Source organism: Psychroserpens sp. NJDZ02, from assembly GCF_004843725.1.
Lineage (GTDB): Bacteria > Bacteroidota > Bacteroidia > Flavobacteriales > Flavobacteriaceae > Olleya.
Map to the genome: position 1 here is coordinate 1597912 of NZ_CP039451.1, position 26699 is coordinate 1624610.

Consider the following 26699-nt stretch of genomic DNA (forward strand, 5'->3'; position numbering starts at 1 on the left):
CATGGACAATCTAATAAATAACATTACCCAGATATTACTACTTGCTTTTTTAGCCATCACTTTTTTGCAATCAGGATTAGACAAGGCACTAGATTGGAAGGCTACTATTACTTGGTTAAAAGGTCATTTTTCAAAAACCTTTATGGCCAAAATAGTACCCTTAAATGTTGGAATTATTTTTGTTTTAGAAACTATAGCTGGTGTATTTGCGGTCATTGGCATCTGTACTATAGTAATTGATGGTAACACTGTATTTGGCTATTATTCGGCTATTTTAAGCGCGATTGTGCTACTTTTATTATTATTCGGGCAACGTGTAGCAAAAGACTATGAAGGCGCAAAAACAATAGTTGTATACTTTATTCCAACAATTATCGCTTTGTACTTATTAAAGTAAACGACCAACACGTCTTATTTACTATAAAACAACCATTTCCTCCATTAAGACTCATTTATAATTGGTATTTTATGTTGCACATAAACGTCATAAAAGTTTTCTGTTTGAAACTTATATACATAAAACAACGTTTGGTTTTCTTCAATTAAAATAACGCTCCCATCACCACTTTTTTTTTAGACGATTTTACCAAGCTATTGCATGTCTAAGTTTAGTAAATAACTTGGCTATTACATAATATGTTTTTATACCACCTTTATGTAAACAGTATTTATCTCTATAAGTAATTTAAAATACTGACTACCCAGCATTTTACTCTCTAATTTCTAATCTATTTTAAAACAATTTTAATGAATAAATCACACCCCTTTAGCTATTAGTTCTTACAGAACTGAGTCTCCAGAAAACTTTAAGATATACTTATAATTAACTATTTAGTAACAAGTTAAGAACTAAAACTTTTACTTTTTTTGGTAATTATTTAACTATAATCGACCGTTCAAACGATTACTAAATTACACCTCTAACTAATATCGATACAACTTCTACCTTAGACTGAACAATTTATAGTTATTGATCCCTGTTGAAGTACTAATTTTAGCACAAATAATTATTTATCATTCACCCTTAAGACAATCACTATGTTCTTATGTGATTTAGACTTATCCCAAGACATAACAACTGTATTTTAGAGACAATATGTCCTATCTCAAAAAAAATAAAAATCAACTTCTTGAATTGCAGTAAAAATTAGACAAACCAATGCTGTTTACGTTTAATAATAAATCCAACTTTGTACGTAAAATTGGTTAAAACTATTTCTTTATTAGTGGTTAACGTAAATGATCCAATATCAACACATAATGAATTATCAGTACCAAGTTAATGATTTTGAATACTTTGATTTGAAGATGATATTAGATTACTAAAAAAACAAAACCTCTTCATTACTCTTTAATCCTTTTAAACTTCTAATTAAAAGATCAAGCCACACCTTTAAAAATCCACTAAAAGTTGCGCTACAATTAAGTGTTTTTACTGCCATGTTATACACAACATACAACACCCAACCAACTCCACTAACAACAAACAAAAAAGCGCTCTGAAGCACTATTATTTACTATGAACCATCGACTAACAAACGTCTTAGCCTTAGGTCAATATTTTAATATATAAGCAAAACAAATAAAGGGAGAATTTAAAGCAAAAGGCGAGAGTATAGCACAAACGAAAAAGAAGCAAACCTAATAGCTTTTTGTAATTATAATCAGCCAATTTAAGTCTAATTCTAATCCATAAATTTGTGTTTAATTAATCATTATCTTAAAAGTAGAACTGAGGAATTCACCTCTCATAATTCTTTTTATAAAACTATAATTAACTAACTTATAAAAAGTAGTATGCGTCATGTATTTCTGATTATCTGCTAATTAAAGTATTGCTAGACTTCAAGAACAGGCAGCAAAACTCTATGCATATCAGAACTTACCAAGTCAATATCAGCATTAATTAGCTCATCATCCTTGCACCGCCTACAAGCGTCATTGCACAGTATATTGCCTCACTATTCCATGATAATCCATAAATATTAATGATTGGTGCATCTTAAAAGAATGGTTTGCTCAGCAGGTCTAACAGTTAGAAGGAGAAGACCACAACAACGGATAAGAGCAGGTTTTTAATGAGTTTTTTTAACCCAACTAAATATAAATATCTAAAATAACCACACTGATATTTAAACTAAAATATCATAAAAAAAGGCGATTAACTGTTGTTAATCGCCTTTTGAAAATGTAGTATTTCTTATTTTCTATTTTTTATAAGAAGCATTTAAACCTTCAATAATAGTATTAGAAAGATCATTATCTGATTTACCAAATAAAACAGAAGGACTAGCATCACTTGTACCTAATATATAGTCGTAACCATTGCTTTTACCGTACTCATTTACATAGGTTTTTACCTTAGAAATTAAAGAATCCATTTCTTTTTGAAAAGGTTCTGAAATTTTTTGTTGTTCAGCTTGCAGTTGTTGTTGTAACATTTGCTGTTTTTGACCTAACTCGTCATATTTAGCCTGAGCTGTTTTAGCTGGCATACTTTGTGCATCCATTTGAAACTTTTGAGCTTGCATTTGAAAATCTTTACCTAGACTATCTCTCCTCTGATTGAATTTATCTAAAGTTGTTTTATAATTTTCTTCCAGATCTAATTTTTCCTGAATTTTGTTAATTACTTCACCATTATCAATAAAAGCAATTTTTTGTTTTTGGCATGATGTAAAAACAGAAGCCACTAATAGTAATCCGAATACTTTTTTCATTTTATATTTTTTATGAATTTGAGCAAATGTAAATAATTAACTAAACTCAATTTCATTTTTTTTATAGATTTTACACTAAATAACTATTTCTTATGGTAAATAATATCAATTATAAGCAAACACTATTAAAAACGACCTCAAATAAAGCCCTTTAAGCTACTTTTAAAAAAACCTAATGTGATTACACATTACAAGACCACATCATCTAACCAGGTTTCTTATATTTATTTTTAGCTGTTTTTAAGCACATAAATCAACGAAGAATACTCTCCTGAAGACTTTGCTTTGTAATTTGACATGAATCCTGACCTGAATGCCTTGAAGACTTTCATCCTACCAGATTTATATTTTTCCGATAATAAACTAACATAATACGAATCAAAGAACATTGGATTTGTACTTTCAACCGTCATACTAATACTATAAAACAAGTTAGAAATTGATTTTTGATCAAAATGCCATAAGTGTCTAGGCACATCATATGCCGCCCAAAACTCTTTATAATAGATAGCATCATAACTTTTATGATTAGGAACAGCAATTAATAAGACCCCATTTGGCTTAAGTAAAGACTTAAGAACAGCTATCTTTTCTTCTAAATCTGGAACATGTTCTAGTACATGCCACAAGGTAATCACATCAAAACTCTTTTTTTCGAACGTATTTAGGTATTTTGATTCAAAAACAGAGCTATTAGTTTTACTATTTGCTATACCTCTAGCAGCCTCATTTGGTTCAATTCCCGCAACATTCCAGCCATTACTTTGAGCAGTTTTAAGAAAATCACCCGTTCCAGATCCAAAATCTAATAGCCTTTTTCCCTCTAATTCAAACGAATTAATCAGGTTTAATTTGCGCTTTAAGGACACCTTTCGGATAGCATGATACACCTTTTCAAACAAGTTTCTTCTAGAATCTGTATGAGAAATATAGTTTTCTGTTTGATAATACTCTCCCAATTTACCTAATGGCGGTTTAGGGATTGTCTTCAAATAGCCATACTTTTTATGTTCTAACAAATGAAATTCTTCACCAGAAACAGAGTGATCCTTTACTTTAAACAACACTTTTTTACCATTTTCACTTACCACAATCAATACTATTTTAGATAGCTTACCCAAAAAAGGCAGCTTATTTATACTTTTTTTTATTTTAATAACGACTCATTGTTCCACGAGGAACATTAAACCACAAATAAACAACTCTATTTTCACATGCACCCACTTATTAATAGTAATAACTATCCTAAAAAAACAACATAATTTCAATTTAAACTAAGAATTTATGGCATGTAAACTAATAAAAAAGACGCTTATAAGACTACTTACGCCCCAATAAAACCTTTAAATATGTCTTTACAAAACTACTTAACGCAAGATTATCCTATCACAACAGAGCGTCATCCAGCAACACGCTTTGCTTTTAATTCTTTACACACCTCTGTATTTACCCTATAATATTTAAAAAAACAACTACAGAAAGACACAAACCACTCGATAAACACATTCTTTATAGAACTTCAAACAGCTAAAAAAAACCTTCTGCAAGCCAAAAACAATCTCAAAAAAAGCTTTTTACCCACTCTTTACACATCAAATAACACACCATTGTTCCACGAGGAACATTAAAAAACTCCAATAAACAAATCTATTTTCACACCCACCGACCTATTATTAGTATTCATTACCATAAAAAAACATCTTAATATCAACTTAAACCTAAGACTTCCGTCATATAAACCAATCAAAAAAGGCGTTTATAACACGACTTACGGTTAACTAAACCCTTTAAATATGTCATTACAAAACGACTTAGTGAACGAATACTCATGATAAAAGAGCCCAATACGCCAATAATATTAGCTTTTAATTTATAATAAACCTCTGTATTTATACTCTAATACTAAAAAAAAGCATCTAAATAAAGACACAAATAACGCGATAAACAACACTCTTTAAAGAACTTTAAACAGTTAAACTAGCCCTCCGTAAGCCAAAAAAACCAAAAAAAACGAGTTCTCGCCACTCCTCTATACACTAAACAAAAGCAAATTGTTCCACGAGGAACACTAAAACATGAATAATAACCAGCGTTATACCCCATGTTATCCTAAACTATCGACACTTTAATCAACAGAAAAAACATATAAAAAACGAATAAATGAAACAAAAAAAAACACTTATTACAAACATTTAAAACTACAAAACCGCACATGTTCTAGGACTTTTAAGAGCTAATAAATCATAATATATTCACTTTACCACTACAAATAGAGTCAAAATGTTCCACGAGGAACACTAAAAATCCATAAATTAAGAAATAAAAACACCCATCAATTCACGTCAATCACCGCTGAAATCAATAAAAAAACATCCATACTAGGAGTAAAACCACAACTCAAAAAAGAGTATTTCACCAATTTAGACTACTAAATAAGTCATTATTTAACCCATTTCTAAACCAATAAAGCGCAAAATTCATCCCATTTTAACAACAAACAATACAAAAATATTACCCGAGAAACACACAACACTAGTAAATACACAACGTTATTTTAAATTACAAGCAACCCAATTAACGACATAACAGTCAAAATATAATCAATTAAAAGAAATAAATAACCTTTAGAAAAACAATTTATAGCGCGATTTAATCGAAAACAACATCACGAAACCTACCATATAGGGGTAAAAAAAACAACAATTAAGCCTTATAGTTTGCCATAATACAAGATGCAAATCAAAATAAACGACCAAAATAAACCGCAAAATATCGACTTCCTACTCCTCTATTAAACTATTTGAGATAAAATAAGAGCATAATTACAGACTGTAAAAGCTTAAAAACTGAACAAAAAAACACTAAAAACTACAGGCATTCTAGATCAAAAAACTTTAAATCGAGGCATTTAATTGACCATTACAGGGTAAATAAAACATAGCAATTCAAATATTTCAGCCTCTATTAAGACACTCTTCTTAAAAACATAAACGAAAAAAAACAACTAAAAAACACACAAACCCAATCGAAAACGGCTTTAAAAAAACCATATATTCCATCTAAATGAACCAAAAAAAATACTTAAAAACAATACAAAAGGATTAAACAAACAACATCAAAAAAAGGTAAATTAGATATAATTAGACTTAAAAAAAAAGACCTAAACAACGTTCCAAAACTCATCTTAATCCTTCATTACAAACTCTAAGAAAAAGAATGTTTAAACGCCTACAAAAAGAAATAACACTCACAAAAAGAAAAGAAGCCATAGCAATAAACACATAAATAAGCCTTAAAAAAAAAAGAACAACAAACAGTCCAAATAGACAAAACAAACGACCTAATTAAACAAACTAATCTCCCATATTCTCTTAATACAAACCCGAAATGCAACACCATTTATAAACAATAGAAACAAAAAAAAGGGAACGTTCCACGTGGAACGTTCCCTTTAAAACTTAAATCTATCTTCCCATATACACTAACAAAACGGAAATATCAGAAGGAGAAACCCCACTAATTCTTGAGGCCTGAGATATAGTTACCGGTTGTATTTTACCCAACTTTTCCCTTGCTTCAAAACTCATAGATTGTAATTTAGAGTAATCAAAACCTTCAGGTATCTTAATGTTTTCCAGTCGTGTTAACTTATCTGCATTACTCTTTTCCTTAGCAATATACCCAGAATATTTAACCTGGATTTCGGCTTGCTCAATGATTTCATTATCTAAATCATGATCATTAATATACTGAGAAACCGACGCCACTTGCTTCATATCCTCTATAGTCACATTAGGTCGCGCAAACATTTTAAACATCTTATCCTGTTGTCTAATCGCAGTAGAACCCTTAGCTTCCAATGCTGGATTTATCTCGTCTGGCGTCACACTTGTATCTCTAAAAAACTGCACAAACTTCTCTGCCGCATCATGCTTCTCCTCCATCCTACGCAAACGTTTCTCTGATGCCAAACCTAAATCAAAACCTTTTGGCGTTAACCTAATATCCCCATTATCCTGACGCAACAACGTTCTATATTCAGCACGAGAAGTAAACATACGATAAGGCTCTTCTGTTCCTTTTGTAATTAAATCATCTACTAACACCCCTATATAAGCCTCATCTCTCTTAAGAATAAAAGGATCGCGTTCTTGAACTTTTAACGCAGCATTTATACCCGCCATTAATCCTTGCGATGCTGCTTCCTCATAACCCGTCGTTCCATTAATTTGACCTGCAAAAAACAAACCATCAACCAATTTAGTTTCTAACGTATGCTTTAATTGTGTCGGCGGAAAATAATCATACTCTATAGCATAACCAGGTCTGAAAAATTTCACATTTTCAAATCCAACCACAGACCGCAATGCTTTAAATTGAATATCCTCCGGCAACGAAGTTGAGAAACCATTTATATAATATTCAACCGTATTCCAACCTTCAGGCTCGACAAATAATTGGTGACTATTTTTATCCGCAAAACGATTTATTTTATCTTCAATAGACGGACAATACCTTGGCCCTAAACTTTTAATTCGACCATTAAACATTGGCGACCGATCAAAACCTTCACGAAGTAAATCATGAACCTTTTGACTTGTATGAGACATGTGACAAGACCGTTGATGCGTTAATGGTTTTGTCGTATCCAAATATGAAAATTTTTCTGGATTAACATCTCCAGGTTGCTCGACCATTTTAGAAAAATCTAAAGAACGACCATCCACTCTTGGAGGTGTTCCCGTTTTCATTCTACCTGATTCAAAACCTAAATTAACCAACTGCTCTGTAATACCAGTTGCCGCTCTTTCACCTGCTCTTCCTCCCCCAAAGTTTTTATCTCCAATATGGATTAACCCATTCAAAAAAGTACCATTAGTAAGCACAACTGTTTTAGATTTAATCTTAACACCAAGAGACGTTACTACTCCACCAACTTTTCCGTTTTCAACAATTAAACCAGAAACCATTTCTTGATAAAAATCTAAATTTTTAGTCTGCTCCAAAATCAAACGCCAATCTTCTGCAAAACGCATTCTATCACTTTGCACCCTTGGACTCCACATTGCAGGTCCTTTTGATTTATTCAACATTTTAAATTGAATTGCAGAAGTATCACTCACAATCCCAGAGTAACCTCCAAGCGCATCAATCTCTCTAACAATTTGTCCTTTTGCAATTCCACCCATCGCAGGATTACAAGACATCTGTGCAATGTTTTGTAAATTCATAGTGATAAGCAAAGTCTTGCTTCCCATGTTAGCTGCCGATGCTGCAGCCTCACTTCCTGCATGACCACCACCAACGACTATTACATCATAAACTTCGTTAAACATAATATCTGTTTTACTAAATCATAAAACGTTTAGAAAACCTAAACATAAAATAATTTAAATATTTTTTTAATTATTGTTCCACGTGGAACGTTTCTATTTTTATATAAAATTAAGCTTGAAATTTTTCTACGCTAATTACATCGCTTTTAGAATTGCTAAAGCTTCATCTTCTTTACTTCGCATTACAATAGCATCAGCATCCGTTTTATCTTTATATCCACAATAATGTAAAATACCATGAACGATTACACGATGTAACTCGTCAACAAATTCAACCTCAAAATCCTTCGCATTATCCTCCACTCTTTCAATAGAAATAAAAATATCGCCTTGTAGTGTTTTTCCTACTGAGTAATCAAAACTGATTACATCAGTTAAAGTGTCATGTTGTAAAAACTCAACATTTAATTTATGGAGATAATCGTCATTACAAAACACATAGTTTATCTCGTCCTCCTTGCAGTTTTCCTTATTTATTATAGTAGATATCCATTTCGTGATTTTAGCGTCATCTAGACCCTTAAAATCGATTTCGTAATTAAAACTAATCATTTTTCTGTTTAAAGTACTGTTGTGCTTTTTGTTTATACAATTCTTGCAAAGGTAATGTTTGCTTATTCAATATTTCTGTAGTGTTAAAATATTGTTTCGCTTTATCCAATTGATTAGTCGTTGTCTTTTTAAAATCTTTAGAATTTGTTTCAGATTCTCGTTTTTGTTCCTGTCCCTGTTCCAAGGTTGCATTTTCTAATTTTAGCAATTGATGCTGTAAATTTTTCATTTTACTTAAAGTCTCATTAGTAAAACCGTTATTTATAAGATCCATCTCCACCTCTTCCATATCTCTAAGAAGTTGTCTAGCATCTCTACTTTCACCCAAACCATCCCTATCCAATCTTTCTTCTAAAGCTTGACGTAACATTTGTTGTTCTTGATAAATTTTAAATAACTCACCATTGACATCTTCACTAAATCCGTTTGTTCCTTTTTGATCACCGCCTTGCCCCTCTTTCCCGTCTTTACCAGAATTACCTTGCTTTCCATCCTTACCACCTTCTCCTTCACCCTCACCTTCTCCTTCTTTACCTTTTTCTCCCGCTTCACCTTTATCTCCATCCTCATCTTTTTCGCCATCTTTACCCTTTTTAACACCTTTCTCCATTTTTTTAGCCAATGCTTCCTGACTAATAATAATGTCCGGCATAGGCGTGCCTCCCTCGCCTTCTCCTGGCATTGGCATACCCATTTGATTTTGTAGATTATCTAATGCATCACTTAAAAAATCTGCTAAGTTATTTGCTCCAGTAACCACGTATTGCTGAGATGCGACCCCTTGAAAAATTCCATTTTCAGAGAACTCTTCTAAAGATTTATCTATATAATAATACACTTCATTAAGTTCCCTATTTATATCTTCAGAAAATTTAGGTTGTCGTAATGATATTGCAAACAAACTATCATCGACATGTTCAAAATGTGTTCGCAACTCCTTCTGTTTCTTAAGATAATTAGCATACTCACTATGATTGATTTCAATACTTTTAAATTGATTCATTAAGGCTTCCTCATTCATAGAAAAGATGACAAGATTATCCAAAATTTGACGTAACATCACTATATCTTCTTCCAATTGATCCTTAGCAGCTCCAGACATTTGCATTTGCATACTCATGCTCATCTTTTTCATTTTCTGAGCTGCGTTTTTCTGTTTCTTTTTAGCAGACTCTTGCTTCTCTTGTTTTTCCTGTTGATCTTGAGCATCTTGTTTATCCTTTAAATCCTCGCTCGCCTCCTTTTGCTCTTCTTTGATGTTATCCTCGTTGTTTTTATCACGCGGCACATCCATAGGTTTTTTTAAATCGTTATTATCCTTTTCTAACTGTTGTAATTGCTCCTGTAACTCGTCAAACTTCTTATTAATATCGTCCTGCTTTTCTTTTGTATTATCCTCTGCTTTAGCATTTGCTAATTTATCTTGCTCTTTTGCCAATTTATCAAGCTCCTCAGCAATCTTCTCCATTTTTTTTGTCACATAATATCTTTTAGTCAACTCCACTAATTGCTCCAAACTCCGTTTTTGACTTTTAGCTTTTTTAGCCAAATTATCCAATCGCTTGGAAAAATTTTCTTTACTAAACTTCTCTCTAAGTTTCTCCAACTCGTCCAAAAGTTTTTCATCTTGTTCAAGCTGTTCCTCGTTATCTTTTAATCGTTCTTTTAAATCCTCCTTAAATTGATCTTTTTCCTGCTTATCCTTTTGAAATTCATTTAAATTATCTTTCAACTTTTTATTAAATTGCTTCATCATCTGATCCTGCTCTTTTTGACGTTTTAAAAAGCTTTCCAACTTTTTCTTATCGTTAAAATTAAGCTCCGACTTTTCTTTTTGAGTTTTAGACAATTCTTGCAATTCTTTCTGCTGCTTATCAAATTTTTCTAAAGACTGACTTAAGTTCTGAATCGTTTGATTCTGTTCTTGTAATTGCTTTTTTTCTTCTTCATCTTGGGTACGTTTCCTATAACTAAAAACGGAACTTTTGGTACGCTTATTTTTATTTACTGCATCATTGTCAAACACCTCAAAATACAAATCGTAAGACTTACCATCTTCAATAGGTAGGTTATTAGGAAATGCACTAATAAATTGATCAAAATTAGTTTTAGAAACAGGTATATTAACAACTTTCTTTTCGCCTTCATTTCCGCTAGGATAATACACCAACTGCAATTTATTTAAACCATAATCATCTGTAACCTCTCCCCTAAAATACAAAGATTGCTGATCCAAACTATCCGTTTTAACTTCCACCTTAAGTTCTGGATACTGGTCTTTTATAACCTGAATGCTATAAGCTAAAGTTTCGTAATTTTTTAAGTCCTTATTACTTGTACTAATGTTATAATTAAAGTTGTTATAGACACTTTTGGAAGCTTCAAATAGACCTACTTTATCACTTGAAAATGCTATGGTATCAAGTCCAATTAGTTCTACTTGGTCCGTAGCCTTAGTTTGTAATTGCCATGCTACTTTTGTCCCTTGAGGTACAATAGCATTACCATTACCTTTTAAAACCTCATCCTGTTTATTAGTATAATTTGGGTAATCCAAAACCATACTAAAACTAAGCAACGTTGGCACCTCAACCACCTGTAAAGTATATGGTTTAGACGTGATTCCGTTAGCAGATAACGTAAATGTAATATCTTGGTTTGGTTGTTCAAAAACATATTCAAAACTACCTGCTTGGCGTTGCTGTAAATAATAAGTTTCGCTATTAAAAGTAATCTGTGCGTCTTCCGGAATAACAGCACCTTCCGTTGTTGCCATTAGTCTAAATTCTTTATTTTGCGTTGTCTGCAAGTCTTCATTCAACACAAAAAATTGAAAAGGTGCTGGTGCCTCATAAGCCGTTTGATAGTTAACCACACGCTCATAGCTGTCACTAAACCAATTCATTTTACCAGAAATAGCAGAAATAAGTAGTATTACTAAAGGAATAGCAGCATATTTTAAATATTTAATATTCTGTTTAAAATTAATCGCTAATTTAAAAGGGATCGGATCAAGCGCTTCTGCCTTTTGGTCAATACTAGCTAATAGCAACTCTGATGTGTTTGCTTCCTCTTTAAGTTGTAATACATTTAATAATTTATCGCTTACTTCCGGAAAATGATTACCAATTATTGTTGACGCCTCCTTGTAGCCAATCCCCTTTTGAAGTTTGAATAACTTAGCCAATGGAAAAACAATAAATTTAACAAAAAGGCCCAATTCTACTGCTACAAACAACCAAAACAAAAGTGTTCTAGCCGAAGAATTTAGCCATAAAAGGTGTTCTATCAATAAAGTAAAAAGAAAGTACAGCAGTCCTATACTAAAAAATAAAATGACACCTTTTATCAACTCATTAGTGTAATATTTTCTAATAAATTGTTCTAATTTAGACTGTATATTATAAAAATTATTCAAGTAATTGGTATTTAACTGACTAAAATACTATTTTATTTTTACACTTAAATACATTGGAATATAAGTTAATGTTAAAGGTGTATGCTTTCGCAGAAATTATGCCGCGTATTTAATTGTTCTTTATTATTTCTTTGTTGTTTCTACTACTCTATTCTATCTTTGCAATCTATATCCTGAAACACGTTTAGGATTACAATTTATATGTCGCTTAAACATGGTATGTTAAAGTGCTAATTTTTATAATATAAGATGTCAAAACAAGTCAGAGTGCGTTTTGCACCAAGTCCAACTGGACCTTTACATATTGGAGGCGTACGTACAGCGCTTTTTAACTATTTATTTGCCAAAAAACATAACGGAACGTTTGTATTACGTATTGAAGATACAGATCAAAACCGTTACGTTGAAGGTGCAGAACAATATATAGTAGATGCCCTAAATTGGTGTAATATACCTTTTGATGAAGGCCCAGGTAAAAATGAAAAATTTGGACCATACAGACAAAGTGAACGTAAAGACTTATACAAACAATATGCTGAACAACTAATAGCTAGTGGCAATGCTTACTACGCTTTTGACACGTCCGAAGAGTTAGATTATCACAGAACAGATCATGAATCTAAAGGTAAAACGTTTATTTACAATTGGCATAACCGTTTAAAATTAAGTAATTCTCTATCACTAAGTGCAGAAGAAGTTAGTGCTAAATTAGCGGCAGGAGATGATTTTGTGATTAGATTTAAAAGTCCACAAGACGAAACTTTACGCTTAAAAGATATTATACGCGGTGATATAAAAATTGATACTAACGTCTTAGATGACAAAGTGTTATTTAAGTCCGATGGTATGCCAACATATCACTTAGCCAATATTGTAGATGACCATTTAATGGAAATTACACATGTTATCCGTGGTGAAGAATGGTTACCTAGTTTGGCTTTACACTATCAATTATACAAAGCTTTTGGTTGGGATCAACCAGAATTTGCACACCTACCATTAATTTTAAAACCAACAGGTAAAGGAAAATTAAGCAAACGTGATGGTGATAAATTAGGTTTTCCAGTGTTTCCTTTAGAATGGAATCCTGAGTTTGGAGATTCCGCAAAAGGGTATAAAGAAGAAGGTTACTTTGCAGATGCAGTCATCAACTTTTTAGCCTTTCTAGGATGGAATCCAGGAACAGAGCAAGAGATGTTTACTTTAGAACAATTAGTTGCTGCTTTTGATTTAGACCGCGTGAATAAAGCTGGAGCACGTTTTGATCCAGATAAAATTAAGTGGTTTAATCACCATTATATGCAAGAACAGTCTAATGAAGACTTAGCAGAAGCCTTTCAAAAAAGTCGTACTGAATTGGCGCCAATTGATGTTAATTACATTGCATTAGTTGTTGGTTTAGTTAAGGAACGTGCCACTTTTGTAAATGACTTTTGGGATTTAAGTAGCTACTTTTTTGTGGCTCCTCAAACTTATGACGAAAAAGCCTCTAAAAAAGCCTTTAAAGAAGATACTAAGTCTATAATGACTGATGTATTAGCAGTAGTTTCTAACATTACAGATTTTGAAGTAGAAACACTTCAAAAAGAAGTTAAAGGTTGGATTACCACTAAAGAGATTGGTTTTGGAAAGGTTATGATGCCTTTACGATTAGCCTTAGTTGGTGCCTTACAAGGACCAGATGTTTTTGATATCATGTTTATGATTGGAAAAAACGAAAGTACTAAACGTCTCGAAAAACTTATTGAAACGTTATAAAACAAAAAAGCCATCTACATTTAGATGGCTTTTTTTATAGGTTTTAATGTCCTAATCGTAATTAAAATACTTTAGCATTTCCACAAATAAGACTTCCAATACAATCAGTCAGAATATTAAAATGTAATCATACCTGTAAAAGCAAACATGCTTTGGTGTCCTTTAAAATCTCTACCTAAAGTTTGGTTAAAATCAGCGTCGTTTAAAGCACCTAAAATATTAGTGAATCCATAAATATATTGTGCTCTGACTTTAAAAAAACCAATACCTAAAGTAGCACCGATAGTACCATTAACATTAAAATTATTTAAATCCTTCACTTCTTTAGCAAACACTGTATCAAAATCGGCTAAAATAAAGTCTTCTTGTTGCTCATCACTTAATTCTAGATCACTATTATATTGTAACATTGGACCAAAATCAATTGTAAAATTAGATGTTCCAAATGGTTTGGCGTGCCATAAAAATTGCAGTTGAGCAGTAAAAATTTTATACTCTACATCTTCTGTAGTAATTGCTAATGGAAAATCGAATCCAGCAGTGCTTATTGTGTTTTCTGATAGTTGCATACCATAACTAACATTAAACCATTTGTGAGGTATATCAACAGTTGCCGTCATATTAGCGATCCAGCCCGCCCCCTTTTTGGTCTCAAAATTATCTGTAATAATATCAAATTGCGTGATTCCACCACCTAACGCAAATCCGTTTTTAATGTCGTAAGAAGCACGTTGTGCAAAGTTTTTTGTAACAAAACCTATAGTTAGTGCTACTAATAAGATGAATTGTAGTTTTTTCATTGTGGATAAAGGGTTTGTTCACAAATATAACTTAATTTAGTAAACCGAATAAAGTAACCATTAAAACCATTTACACATGAATAACCCAGTATTAATTGTAGTAGTCGTCTTAGGACTGATTATTTTAATTTCGTCAATATTTACCGTCAAACAACAAACTGCAGCTATTGTAGAGCGTTTTGGTAGATTTCAAAGTATTAGACAATCCGGATTACAATTTAAAGTCCCAATAGTCGATAAAATTTCTGGACGTTTGAGTTTAAAAATTCAACAATTAGATGTTATTGTTGAAACTAAAACTAAAGATGATGTATTTGTCCGTCTTAAAGTATCTGTACAATACAAAGTAATAAAAGCTAAAGTAGAAGATGCTTACTACAAATTAGATTATCCACACGACCAAATTACATCTTATGTATTTGATGTTGTCCGTGCAGAAGTGCCAAAAATGATTCTTGATGATGTGTTTTTACGTAAAGACGATGTTGCAATTGCAGTAAAATCTGAACTTAACGAAGCAATGCAAGATTACGGTTATGATATCATCAAAACCTTAGTAACAGACATCGATCCTGATGCACAAGTAAAAGAAGCAATGAACCGTATTAATGCTGCAGATAGAGAAAAAACTGCCGCACAGTATGAAGGAGATGCACAACGTATTTTAATCGTTGAAAAAGCAAAAGCTGAGGCAGAAAGTAAACGTTTGCAAGGTCAAGGTATTGCTGATCAAAGACGCGAAATTGCTAGAGGTCTTGAAGAGTCTGTAGAAGTCTTAAATAAGGTTGGTATAAACAGTCAAGAAGCGTCTGCTTTAATAGTTGTTACGCAACACTATGATACGTTACAAGCTATTGGACAACATACTAATAGTAATTTAATTTTAATGCCTAACTCTCCACAAGCAGGAAGCCAGATGTTAAATGATATGGTTGCTAGTTTTTCAGCAAGTAATGAAATTGGTGAAGCAATGAAACAAGCAAAATTAAATAAGAGAAACGAATAGGCAATACTGCATAATAATTAAAAAGTCTCAAGTTGTCTTGAGGCTTTTTTTATGTGTTAGATTTATACTTTTCTACCATTGTATCTAGACTATTTAAATAATTTGATAACTCCTCATTATCTATTTCTGACGATTCTGTATCGCCTTGTGGTAAAGTAATTCTAGTTTCGTCAAGATACTTTTGTAACTCTGGATAGTTAGTTTTAATCTCTATTGTTTTTTGAGATATTTTGGTCAGTAATTTTTGTGTATTAGTCATCATGATATATTTTAAATTATTGATATAATATAACTTAAACACGTGATGACCCCAAATTAATACTGCTAAAGCTTTATTAAAATATTATTTAAAAGGATGTCTTTCCTCCCATTTTTTTATAGGTGTCAACGTTTTTACAATAAATTTTAACGCTGGATTTAATAACCATTGATTAGTATGTTTCATGTAAATATGCATGGTCTTTGGCACAGCACCAACAGAACTTTTAATTTCCATAGCAGTACGGGCGTAAACCACCATTCTAAACTTATTTCTAATTCCAAATTCCAACATATCGTACAACATATTTAAGTACAGTTGATGCTTGTACTGAAACTTTGGATTGTATCCTAAAAAATAAGTTTCTAATTGGTTATGGTTTAAAATTAGTGTGTAAAAGCCGACTAATTCTTCATTTAGATAATATCCAAACAATTTAAACTCAGAGCCAAGTTCTTTTTTTAAGTTGAAGAAATGCCTGTCGTCTAATACAAACGAGTTTACTTTAGCATTATCAGATACATTTTTATATAGCTTATAAATAGCGTCTGAAGCTGCTTCAATCTCCTCTAAATTCAATTCCTGTTTAGTAATAGACATTGCTTTTTTTACAGCTGTTTTATAACGATTTCTATATTTTTTAGTTAAAGCCGAAGTATAATCGGTAATAGTATCCCATTCCTTAGGAATATCAAGCAGCATATTGGGTTGTACTTGTACCTTATATAAATGGTTTTTAGTAAATAAGGCAGACTCTAAATTGATCCTATCTGTTTCAAAATAATCTTTAAAACACACCAATCGGACAGTCTTATTATAAGCCTTTTTAATCTGTATTGATAGCTGATCAATCGCTTTAAAAATAGTTTCTAAATAAGAGGATTGTCCGATTATTTCTGGATTAAAATATAATCCATGTTGTCCCGTATGCATTAAATTACCCACAATTAAAGTATTCCCTCTAACTACCTTGGCCATTATATGCTTTGTAACGCGTTTTAAGGCGTTATCTGAAGTGTTTCTGAATACATCGTCAAGATATAACTCTACACGTTGGATAATAGCAATTCCGGCTATAATATCATCTTTAAAAACAGCAATATAATTAGTATCAATATTCTTTGGACTGGATAACTCCAATGCTTTTAAAAATGGTGTTTTCAAAAATACGTCACGCGTCGGTAAACCGTCCCACGATATTGGGAGTTCTGAAACCGCTTTATAAATTTTAAAGTGAAACAAATGTGTGAATGAAAAGATTAATTATTATTCTATCAGTCTTTATTAATATAAAATGTTACAAAAGTTAAATGTAACGTTAAAAATGGGGACTTATCTAATTACCAACTCCCACTTGCTCCTCCTCCCGATGAGCGCCCTCCACCTCCAGAATAACTACTACTTGAAGACGAAGACGACGATCGCGAATATGACGATGACGACGACGAATAACTTGAAGATCCAGATGATGAGTATCCTCTAGAAGAACGACTAGAAGAACTTCCTCCATGAATATTAGATAAACCAACTCCCCTTTTAAAAATTACAAAGCCAAAAGTCTCTTTATAGTTCTTATTAATTTTTTTTATCGCCGAAACTATAGCAATAACAAAAAATGACATAAAAATAAGTATCATAAAAGTCAAAAAATATTCCCACGGTATGTTAGACATCATGTCATTAATATCCTTTTTAAATATTAAAGGAGCTATAAACATTATACCCATAAAAAAAGGGACAAAACCAAACACAAATCCACCAAAAAGAAATAGCAAGGTAAAGGGGAAATAAAACCAAAAATTAAAAAGTCCTAACTTACCAGTAAATAAGGCTTTAAAAATAAGTGTCGCTCTTTCTATTGCCATTTGTAAAATAATAGCAAAACCAATGTACACAAAAACGGATAAAAATCCTACAAAAAACAAACCCGTAAAGAACAATACAAAGAACTTTAAAAAGTCAAAAATAATGCAGACCAAAATAAAATAACAAAGCCAAAACGATGGCTTATATTTTTTATAATACCATTTTACGTCACTCTTCCAGATACTTTTCTTCAGTACAAATTTGCAATAGCAATACCAACCAATTATCACATAAACAAAAGTAAAAAATAAAGAAAAAAAGAACTTAGTAACATAATTGCTTTGATCTCCGGATGCTGTTGTCTTATTCTTCTTTTTTGTACTAATTGAAAACTCTTTAGCATAAATAGGGTCATCTATAAGTTTTATAAGCTCTGAGGTTGCACTATCAATTCCTTCAAAAAAGCGTCCCTGCTTAAACATTGGTGTTATAAGCTCTCTGATAATTCTAGATGCTAAAGCATCTGTAATTATATGCTCTAAACCATCACCAACCTCTATCCTAACCTTTCTATCATTTGGAGAAATTAGTAATAAAATACCATTATCAACGCCCTGTTTACCAAAGTTATTACCATCCTGGTTAAATACAGAATAGGCATAATTTTCAATACTATCACCATCTAAACCACGTATAGTTAAAACAACGATTTCATGTGATGTATTATTCTCATAGATTAATAATTTCTCTCTTAAAAATAATGCTTCTGAATCACTAAAAATATCTCCATCATCCGTTACCATATCTGATATAACTGGATATTCTTGAGCACTTGTATATTGAATACAAATAAAAAAAAGAAAAACTAGTACTTTTAATTGTTTCAACATATATTTATTTTAACTATTTAATAATAAGATCAGTAGAAAAAAAGTATTTCAATCTATAGAACCTAACACTTAGTTTACAACCATTATTCTTTTTTTTTATCTTTCACTAAATATGAAGTAAAAAATAAAACAACAACAACATGTTAACCACCGTGCTTAAAAGTTCAAAATTTGTCTCCATAATCGGCCATAAAAGCCAACAACCAAAGCTAAAATAGTAGCTACTAAAAGTGCTAGTGGGTTAAAAAAATCCATAATATTTTAAGTTTAGTTAGCTTTTAAAGGTAGGTAAATTTATATTATAACCTTGTTTACTAACAACAAAGCACTGTTACCAACTTCCGCTAGCACCACCGCCACCAGAACGTCCGCCACCACCAAAAAAACTACTACTAGACGACGAGCTTCTATAACTTGAACCTGATCGACTATAACTTGAACCTGATCGCCTATAGCTTGAGCTAGAACCACTAGAAGAAAAATTCTTGCTCATAAAACTTTTATCGATTTTTAAAAATGAAAACATAACAGAAATAAAATTCTGATTAGATCGTGTAAAAATGGCAATAATTAACGGTAAAACAGTAAATAAAACAACCAACAAAATAATAGTAATAGGAGTCACTATTAATGACCAACTTTGTAAAACCTCAAAATAATAAACATTTACATTACCACCTTCTTCGATAAAAACAAGAAGTCCTCCAACAGGGAATGGTAGAAAAATGAATATTAAACTAAAAGTAACTTTAATTAAAGAAGATATAAATAAAAATGGAAATAAAACAATACTTATTTTACCAGTAATTAAACCACGGAATACACTTATTAATTGCTTAAAACTCTTATATAGAAATACGCCACCAGCAACAATACATAGAAGCAAAAATAAGAAATAAATAAACGCTATTATTACTTTCCCCCATATTGGCATTTCACTTCCTTCTTCTTTTAAATTAGCAAATTCTTCACGGTATTTAGGGTCGTCAATAAGTTTAATAATTTCTGAAGTTGCTAAATCTACACCCTTATAAAAATCGCCTTTTTTAAACTCGGGCGTCATGGTTTCTCTAATAATTCGCGAAGAAAAAGCATCGGTAATTATGGGTTCAAGACCATAACCCACTTCAATTCTAAATTTTCTATCGTTTTTAGCTATCAGAATTAACAGCCCGTTATCGGCTTCTTTTTGTCCGAGTTTATTGTTTTCAAAAACCTGTAACGCAAAATTTTCAACTGTATTATTTTCTAAGGAATTAACAGTTAAAACTACTATTTGGTGTGTCGTTTCAATTTCATATGCCCTTAGTTTTTCTCTAAGTTCTAGGGTTTCGCTTTCGCTGAAAAGAGCCGCATTATCGGTTACTATTTCAGTTAGAATAGGAAAATCCACTTGTGCGTTTGAATATTGAAAACAAACACAAAACAAGAGGACTAAAAGTATTTTTAATTTTTTAAACATTAATCACCGTACTACTACAATTTAAAACTAATTAACAACTTATTTAAGTCACACTATCAGTTAGTAAAACTTACTCTTTCTTTAAATCTTTCACTAAATTTGAAGTAAAAAATAAAACAACAACACCTGTAGCCGCAATGCAAACCCACATAAACCAAGACTGTTGCCAAAACGATTGCTCCTGTTTAACCGTTGGTGTAAACGCTTGTTTTACAATATTCTTGATTTGTAATTGTGGTAAACTATCAGAAATATGATGTCTAAAAAAAGATAAATCATATTCTGGAGCCTTCATTGTTTTACTTCCAGTAGTTATAGAATAGTTTTCGTTAGCTTTTAAAGACGTTATAACATACAATGGTTTTTGAAAGAAACTAATGTCGCTAAATACTAAATTATTACTGTCTTTGTTTTCAATTTCGATATAAATATTATCCTCAAAAATTTCTGAAATACTAAAAATGTTTGGCGACTCAGAATTTAATTGAAAACTAGCCAATCGTTTATTATACGTTTCTTCTTTCTTTTTTACTACTCGTGTTACTCTCTTATAAATAGTTACAGTACGGTTATAAAAGTCTGGTGCTGCAACCATAAATTCAACTTGATTTAAAATCTCTTTATTTTTAAATTTAATATGAATTTGAGTTTTCTTTTCTTCCTTAAACTCTACAGTAGACATAGCAGATGTGCTAACCTTTTGCAATGCTCTGTTGGTAATAGCATTGGCATAACCACCAATTTTTAAAACATTTATTGGCAAAGACCTTATATCATCAAACTCAATTTTTAAATAGTTATAACTACAACTAGGCACTCTAATGGCTTTATCGATACTTGTACTGTTTGTACCCTCCAAATTAGATAAACGACCAGAATTAAGCACTCCAAACCATTCTATAGCATCATTACTCCCTGATATTTTAAAATTTTTAGAACCAGAGTAATTTGCTATGGATAAAACAATATCCTCAACCACTTTAAATGGGTTATTAAAAACAATAGTAGTACTTGTGTCTTTACGGTTTTCTTTTGAAACCATCTCAAATGCCACATATTTACTTGTACTTAAACGACTACGTTTCTCTCTAATAAAATAGGGCACTTCCTGGCCTTCTGAATCCACTATTCTAAAATCGCTCAAGTTTCTATTAGAAAAAGAACGGATCTGATTGGGTACGTTTATTTGGTATAAACCATCAGTATTGACCGTCTCTAGTATACCTGTTGTATTTTGAGCAATCGATACATTAACAAATGCTAATGCTAATAAAAGTTTAATTTGTATCTTCATTTATAGGGTCTTTAGTATCGTTTATAACTAGTATTTTCAATTTTTGATATACAAATGAAATAATCAAGATTAAAACACCTAATAGTATAAACGCAATGATTTTACCTGTTTCAGAAATATTGTTTATATCATAAGTAAATAGCTTAACAATAGTGATTCCTAAAAGTACTAAAGCAATAATTCTAATACTTTTAATTTGTTTCTTAATACCTATAATAAGGAAGGTAAACGCTAAGACACCCCATAACACAGGAAATGAGGTCTTAACTATTTTTTCTGTTGCTAAAGCTATCTCGCTATACGCTGACATGTTCTGCGATTGTATTGGTTCTAGTAATAATTTTAAACCATGTAATAACACTTCTCTACTTGCCATAAAAATTAATAAAAACGCTGCAACCCAATTAAAAGCTTTGTGTTTAAAAAAGCCAAAAACAACATTGTTTTTATTAGACTGGTATACAAGCACACCAAAAAATAAAGTTATGGCTAACATCACATAATGCAAGTAAAAAGCAATTTGATAAGAGCTTGTTCCACTTACAAAATTTGTATGTTCAAAGAATGGTAAACCTAAGAAAACAAAGATGAATAGGACGATATTAACACACGCAATACCATTTGCAATCTCAAGGTTATATTCTTTTTTTCTTCGGAATAAAACAAATGCAATTACAGCTGTAAATATTAAATGGTACACCACAGGTATTGATAACGCAGAGTTCCAATTATCTATATGATACACCGCTTGGAAAAAAGCTTCAAAAAGACCAACAATATATAATAACACTATACTTGTAATTAAAATAATTTTACGGTAAATCACGGTATTAAATACAAACTGTAAAAGAGTAAAACGTTCTGTTTCATCTTTAAGTAAAACGTACATAAACACTAATGACGCGACAACAAAAACTCCGGTTCCGAAAATGGGGTTAAACACAATGTTTAAAACAGCGTCTTCATGATATTTTTGACTCCAATCTATAAACAGACTAAAAATAGATAATCCATGAACTATTACAGAAGCAAAACGATAACTACCAATATTTGATTTTTTAGCTAACCACATTAATAAAACAGCTTCTGCAGCCCAAAATAATGTAATATAGTTACCTTGAAACTGAATAGGAATAGCTAACGTAATAAACGTTAATGTTAAACCTATAAGCATATAGACAGCCACTTTATCCAGCTTAAATTTCTTATATAAAAACCAAGCGAAAAACAGATTAAGTACTGCTAAACCTGAAGTAAATAAGCCTCTAAATTCTGGATGATAATCCTCTAGAACAACCATACCTACGGTAAAAAAGAACACCGTTGAAGCAAACAACATTACTAATTGCGCTTTAGTAAATACTGCTTTAGTTTTTAAATTATTTATAATATTTGTCACTACAAATATCAGATAAAATGCAAATGCAAATAGTAATGCTCCCACATAATGAGGCGCTTCAGTTTGCGTATCTTTTATAAACCAACCTCCAAATAAAACAACTGTAAAAATAAAGGCAAGCGTATTGACTAAGCTCCATTTTTTATAAAACGCTAATAGCGTTATTCCTATATTTAAAATGATGATATAAGTAAAAAGAACCACGTAATTCCCAGATCCTGTACTGACCATAAAAGGGACTGCAAAACCACCAATTAGTGATAAAACAGCTAGCTCTATTCTGTTATACGATAAGGAAACCAAGCAACTAAATATGGTAATAAGCACCATAATAGCAAACGCTACTTCTTGACCAAAAAGTTTGTATTCATGAAAACCAATAGCGATGGTAAAGTAAAAAATAGCAATAGCTCCTGAGACCAAAACCGAGCTAAATGCAGCATAATTCTTTCGTAATTTGTTAGCAATTAACATCACTAAAGATCCACATAAAACACCTATACCAACTCTAGCGGGCTCGTTAATCCAGTCTTTATCAATAGCAAATTTTACAAAGTAACTAATCCCTAAAACAAGGATTAAGATACCAAGTTTATTAATTAAATTCTCACCAATAAACTTTTCTAAATCCGGGTTCTTTTCTTTAAAACGTTCCCAAAATGGTTGTTTTGGAGGTTGTACAATCGCTTCTTCTTCTACTTCTTCTTCACTAACAACATACTCTGAAGCTAAATCGTTTTCTTCAGTATAAGTATTGACCATATCAACACTAGTTGTTTCAAAAACCTCTAATGGCTCCTCTTCAATAATAACCTCTTCTATAACCTCTGGTATAGCCTCAGTATACATTGGAACTTCTGGCTCCGGTTTTGGTTCTGATTGTGTTACAATATCAGTTTCTCCTTCATAAAATGGTGTTTTATACTCTTCTTGCGAAACCAATTTAGAAAGTCCATTAATCTTAGAATTTAAGACTTTAATATTATCATTTAAGGTTTTATTACTGTCTTGTAATTCTACAAAACCAGACTTTAATTTATTAAAAATAATTAACAAAAAAACAAATACTGCTATTATAACAATCTCAAACATAAAAAATATTTTTTAGTACGCATTATAATTAAAAACCAATATACTTGATATTGTTTAAATAAAATAAAGCAGTTTATAAATGTAATTATTCCTTTTAAAAGGTCGCAACACCTACATAATTGCTTTAGCTTCATTAACTAACAACTCACTTTTATCTTCCAATGCTTTGTTAATAAAGTCCTCGATAGCGTCATTTTTATCTAAACCATTCGCCAATAAAACCCCTAAAGTTATCATTGTAATAACACGTGTTCCTGTCTTTTTAACAGACGTACCAAATAATGGTTCTAAATCTTGATAAGCTACTTCTTTTGCTAATGCTTGTATTTCGGCTTTAGCCTTATCTTGTTGTTCTGGCTTCATTCTATCATACTTTTTACCATATGATTTGATTTGTTCAATTGCCGGTCTATTATTTTGTTGTGGTTGTTTTTGTTGGGTATTCTCAGTAATTGTTTTTGGCTTTTGTTTTGCCCAACTATCACGTAAACCAACCGTTTTATTAAAGACTAAAGCTTCCGGTTTGGAATCTTTATCCACATTAAAATATCCTAAACGTTGAAACTGAAACTGCTCTCCTACTTTAGATTCCGATAAACTAGGCTCCACAAATGCTTCAATAATTTTTAAAGATTTAGGATTAATAAACGCCATAAAATCTTTATCCTCATGACTATCTGGTGCTTCGTCTAAAAATAATCTATCATATTCTCTAACCTCAGCTTTAACCGCATGTTTAATACTTACCCAATGTAAGGTTCCTTTAATACGGCGTTCTGTATCTTCAGAATAGGTACAATGTACTTCGGTAACGTTTCCATCGGCATCTTTAACAACACTATCGGCTTTAATGATGTAGGCATTTTTAAGACGTACTTCTCCTCCTAATTTTAATCTAAAAAACTTGCTACTCGCCTCTTCTTTAAAATCTTCTTTTTCAATATAAATGTCTCTAGAAAATGGTACTTTTCTAAACCCTGCAGACTCATCTTCTTGATTATTTTCTGCTTCAAACCATTCTTCTTTATCTTCTGGATAATTAGTAATAACAACTTTTAAAGGGTCTAAAACAGCCATAACACGCAGTGCTTTTTTGTTTAAATCTTCACGAATACAAAACTCTAAAAGTGCCACATCAATAATATTATCACGTTTGGCTACACCTACGGTTTCAACAAATTTTCTGATTGATGTTGGTGTAAAACCACGACGACGCAGACCCGAAATTGTAGGCATACGTGGATCGTCCCATCCGTTAACAACGCCCTCTTCTACCAATTTAAGTAGCTTACGCTTACTCATGATTGTATAACTAAGATTTAAACGTGCAAACTCACGTTGTTTAGGTTGCATTGGATAAGTTGCTTTACTATAATCATAAACTTGTTCTTTAAACCAATCATAAAGCTCTCTGTGTGGATTAAACTCCAATGAACATAAACTGTGCGAAATTTGTTCGATATAATCACTCTCACCATGTGTCCAATCGTACATTGGATAAATACACCAATCACTACCTGTTCTGTGATGTGCTTTCTTTAAAATACGATACATTAATGGATCACGCATTAACATATTTGGATGTTGCATGTCTATTTTAGCACGTAAAATATGTGAGCCTTCTTCAAAATCTCCAGCTTTCATTTTCATGAATAACTCTAAATTGTCTTCCACAGACCTATCTCTATTTGGACCATCAATACCTAGTTGTGTTGGCGTTCCTTTTTGTTCTGCCATAGCTTCTGAAGATTGAGAATCTACATACGCTTTACCATCCTTTATTAATTGCACTGCCCAATCAAATAAAATTTGAAAATAATCTGAAGAATAACGCTCTTCTGCCCATTGATAGCCCAGCCAAGAAATATCTTCCTTAATCGCGTCTACATACTCCTGCTCTTCTTTAGCTGGATTAGTATCATCAAAACGTAAGTTAACCGGAGCATTATATTTTTCACCTAAACCAAAACTAATACCTATCGCTTTAGTATGACCAATATGTAAATAGCCATTAGGTTCTGGTGGAAATCTAAAACGGAGATTACTTTGATCTAAACCATTGTTTAAATCTTCTTCAATTATTTGCTCTAAAAAATTAAGTGATTTTTTATCTTCAGACATATGTATTTGTGCTTTACTTTAACAGATTATTGGTCTAATATCAATTTAACTACAAGCTGTAAAATTAGTTATTTTTTAGTTGAAATGAATTTAACCGCACTTTAAAAATTTAGTAAGGTACTATTTTAGGTATTTTTGCTCAAAATTTTATAGAAAATGGGAATAATTAAAGTTGAAAATATACGTGTAACTGCTCATCATGGTTGTTTAAAAGAAGAAACTGCTATAGGAAGTGAATACTTAGTAAATTTAAAAGTAAAAGCAGACTTACAAAAAAGTACAGCATCAGATAACTTAGAAGATACAGTAAATTATGTATTTTTAAACAAAGTTGTTGTTGAAGAAATGGCAACACCAAGTGCACTTTTAGAGCACGTTGCTAAGCGTATTTTAGACCGTATTTTTAAAGAAGACAAATTAATTACTGTAGCAACAGTGGCTGTAAGTAAAATAAATCCTCCGATTGGTGGTGACGTACAGATGGTTACCGTAGAATTGACGGAAAAAAGAAAAAACTAACAGAAATAGGGTAAAACGGTAATTATTTTTATATTTGCTGTTCTATTAAGGGTGTCGTGGCCGAGCGGCTAGGCAGTGGTCTGCAACACCATCTACAGCGGTTCGAATCCGCTCGACACCTCAAGAAAGCGTTACTTTATAAGTAGCGCTTTTTTTTATGTCTTGTTTTTAATATTATCTAAAGGGGTAGTATTTTAAATTATAACTAGTTAAACAAACATACTAAAATGAAGATCCACAAAAATTGTTAATAATCTGTGGGTACAA

The 26699-nt window shown here is 31.6% G+C and carries 17 protein-coding genes and 1 tRNA gene; 5 read left to right on the plus strand and 13 right to left on the minus strand.

The genetic code is table 11. The annotated features are described in order from the left end of the window. Window position 1: 1 nt before the first annotated feature. Window positions 2–397 carry a DoxX family protein gene (locus E9099_RS06995; protein ID WP_205961028.1) on the plus strand — a complete coding sequence of 132 codons (396 nt, stop codon included), beginning with the start codon at window positions 2–4 and terminating at the stop codon, window positions 395–397. Between the two features lie 1810 nt (window positions 398–2207). Here the strand turns inward: E9099_RS06995 and E9099_RS07000 are convergent. The 5 genes from E9099_RS07000 to E9099_RS07025 all read right to left on the minus strand — a co-directional run bounded on the left by E9099_RS07000 (window position 2208) and on the right by E9099_RS07025 (window position 12026). Next, entirely contained in the window at window positions 2208–2720 is a 513-nt protein-coding gene (locus E9099_RS07000; protein ID WP_136582964.1) for an OmpH family outer membrane protein, read from the minus strand. A 230-nt stretch (window positions 2721–2950) separates the two neighbouring features. Continuing rightward, on the minus strand, window positions 2951–3841 hold the full coding sequence (locus E9099_RS07005) for a class I SAM-dependent methyltransferase (protein WP_410523975.1): 891 nt from the start codon (window positions 3839–3841) through the stop codon (window positions 2951–2953). A 2343-nt stretch (window positions 3842–6184) separates the two neighbouring features. Beyond that, the gene (gene mnmG, locus E9099_RS07010; RefSeq protein ID WP_136582965.1) at window positions 6185–8056 is read right to left on the minus strand and encodes a tRNA uridine-5-carboxymethylaminomethyl(34) synthesis enzyme MnmG; all 1872 of its coding nucleotides are present in this window, start codon (window positions 8054–8056) and stop codon (window positions 6185–6187) included. 135 nt (window positions 8057–8191) lie between these two features. Next, the gene (gene ybeY / locus E9099_RS07015) at window positions 8192–8608 is read right to left on the minus strand and encodes an rRNA maturation RNase YbeY (RefSeq protein ID WP_136582966.1); all 417 of its coding nucleotides are present in this window, start codon (window positions 8606–8608) and stop codon (window positions 8192–8194) included. Next, entirely contained in the window at window positions 8601–12026 is a 3426-nt protein-coding gene (locus E9099_RS07025; protein ID WP_168800725.1) for a DUF4175 family protein, read from the minus strand. The genes ybeY and E9099_RS07025 overlap by 8 nt, the downstream gene beginning before the upstream one ends. Before the next feature lie 249 nt (window positions 12027–12275). On the opposite strand from E9099_RS07025, the gene gltX reads away from it, so the two are divergent. Next, window positions 12276–13784 (plus strand): glutamate--tRNA ligase, encoded by a 1509-nt coding sequence (gltX, locus tag E9099_RS07030; RefSeq protein WP_136582967.1) that lies wholly within the window; start codon window positions 12276–12278, stop codon window positions 13782–13784. Window positions 13785–13900: 116 nt separating this feature from the next. Here gltX and E9099_RS07035 read toward each other — a convergent pair whose 3' ends face one another. Beyond that, a complete protein-coding gene (locus tag E9099_RS07035; protein ID WP_136582968.1) occupies window positions 13901–14584 on the minus strand; it encodes a hypothetical protein in 684 nt (227 codons plus the stop codon). A 76-nt stretch (window positions 14585–14660) separates the two neighbouring features. Between E9099_RS07035 and E9099_RS07040 the strand changes: the two genes are divergently transcribed. Further along, window positions 14661–15590, plus strand: coding sequence for an SPFH domain-containing protein (locus E9099_RS07040; protein ID WP_136582969.1), 930 nt, complete (start codon window positions 14661–14663; stop codon window positions 15588–15590). A gap of 49 nt (window positions 15591–15639) precedes the next feature. Here the strand turns inward: E9099_RS07040 and E9099_RS07045 are convergent, their stop codons facing one another. The 7 genes from E9099_RS07045 to E9099_RS07075 form a co-directional block, all read right to left on the minus strand. Further along, window positions 15640–15852: a hypothetical protein gene (locus E9099_RS07045; protein ID WP_136582970.1), complete on the minus strand. Its 213-nt coding sequence runs from the start codon at window positions 15850–15852 to the stop codon at window positions 15640–15642. Window positions 15853–15933: 81 nt separating this feature from the next. Further along, on the minus strand, window positions 15934–17013 hold the full coding sequence (locus E9099_RS07050) for a GNAT family N-acetyltransferase (RefSeq protein WP_240788969.1): 1080 nt from the start codon (window positions 17011–17013) through the stop codon (window positions 15934–15936). A gap of 176 nt (window positions 17014–17189) precedes the next feature. Then, complete coding sequence (locus E9099_RS07055) at window positions 17190–18545, minus strand: TPM domain-containing protein (protein WP_136582972.1); 1356 nt, start codon at window positions 18543–18545, stop codon at window positions 17190–17192. A 331-nt stretch (window positions 18546–18876) separates the two neighbouring features. Then, on the minus strand, window positions 18877–20007 hold the full coding sequence (locus E9099_RS19375) for a TPM domain-containing protein (RefSeq protein ID WP_136585152.1): 1131 nt from the start codon (window positions 20005–20007) through the stop codon (window positions 18877–18879). Window positions 20008–20077: 70 nt separating this feature from the next. After that, complete coding sequence (locus tag E9099_RS07065) at window positions 20078–21301, minus strand: hypothetical protein (RefSeq protein ID WP_136582973.1); 1224 nt, start codon at window positions 21299–21301, stop codon at window positions 20078–20080. Further along, window positions 21285–23792 carry a DUF2339 domain-containing protein gene (locus E9099_RS07070; protein WP_136582974.1) on the minus strand — a complete coding sequence of 836 codons (2508 nt, stop codon included), beginning with the start codon at window positions 23790–23792 and terminating at the stop codon, window positions 21285–21287. Before E9099_RS07070 ends, E9099_RS07065 begins: the two co-directional genes overlap by 17 nt. A gap of 111 nt (window positions 23793–23903) precedes the next feature. After that, a complete protein-coding gene (locus tag E9099_RS07075) occupies window positions 23904–25913 on the minus strand; it encodes a glutamine--tRNA ligase/YqeY domain fusion protein (RefSeq protein ID WP_136582975.1) in 2010 nt (669 codons plus the stop codon). Window positions 25914–26069: 156 nt separating this feature from the next. On the opposite strand from E9099_RS07075, the gene folB reads away from it, so the two are divergent. Next, a complete protein-coding gene (folB, locus tag E9099_RS07080; RefSeq protein WP_136582976.1) occupies window positions 26070–26432 on the plus strand; it encodes a dihydroneopterin aldolase in 363 nt (120 codons plus the stop codon). Window positions 26433–26482: 50 nt separating this feature from the next. Continuing rightward, window positions 26483–26553 (plus strand) — tRNA-Cys (locus tag E9099_RS07085). Window positions 26554–26699 lie beyond the last annotated feature (146 nt).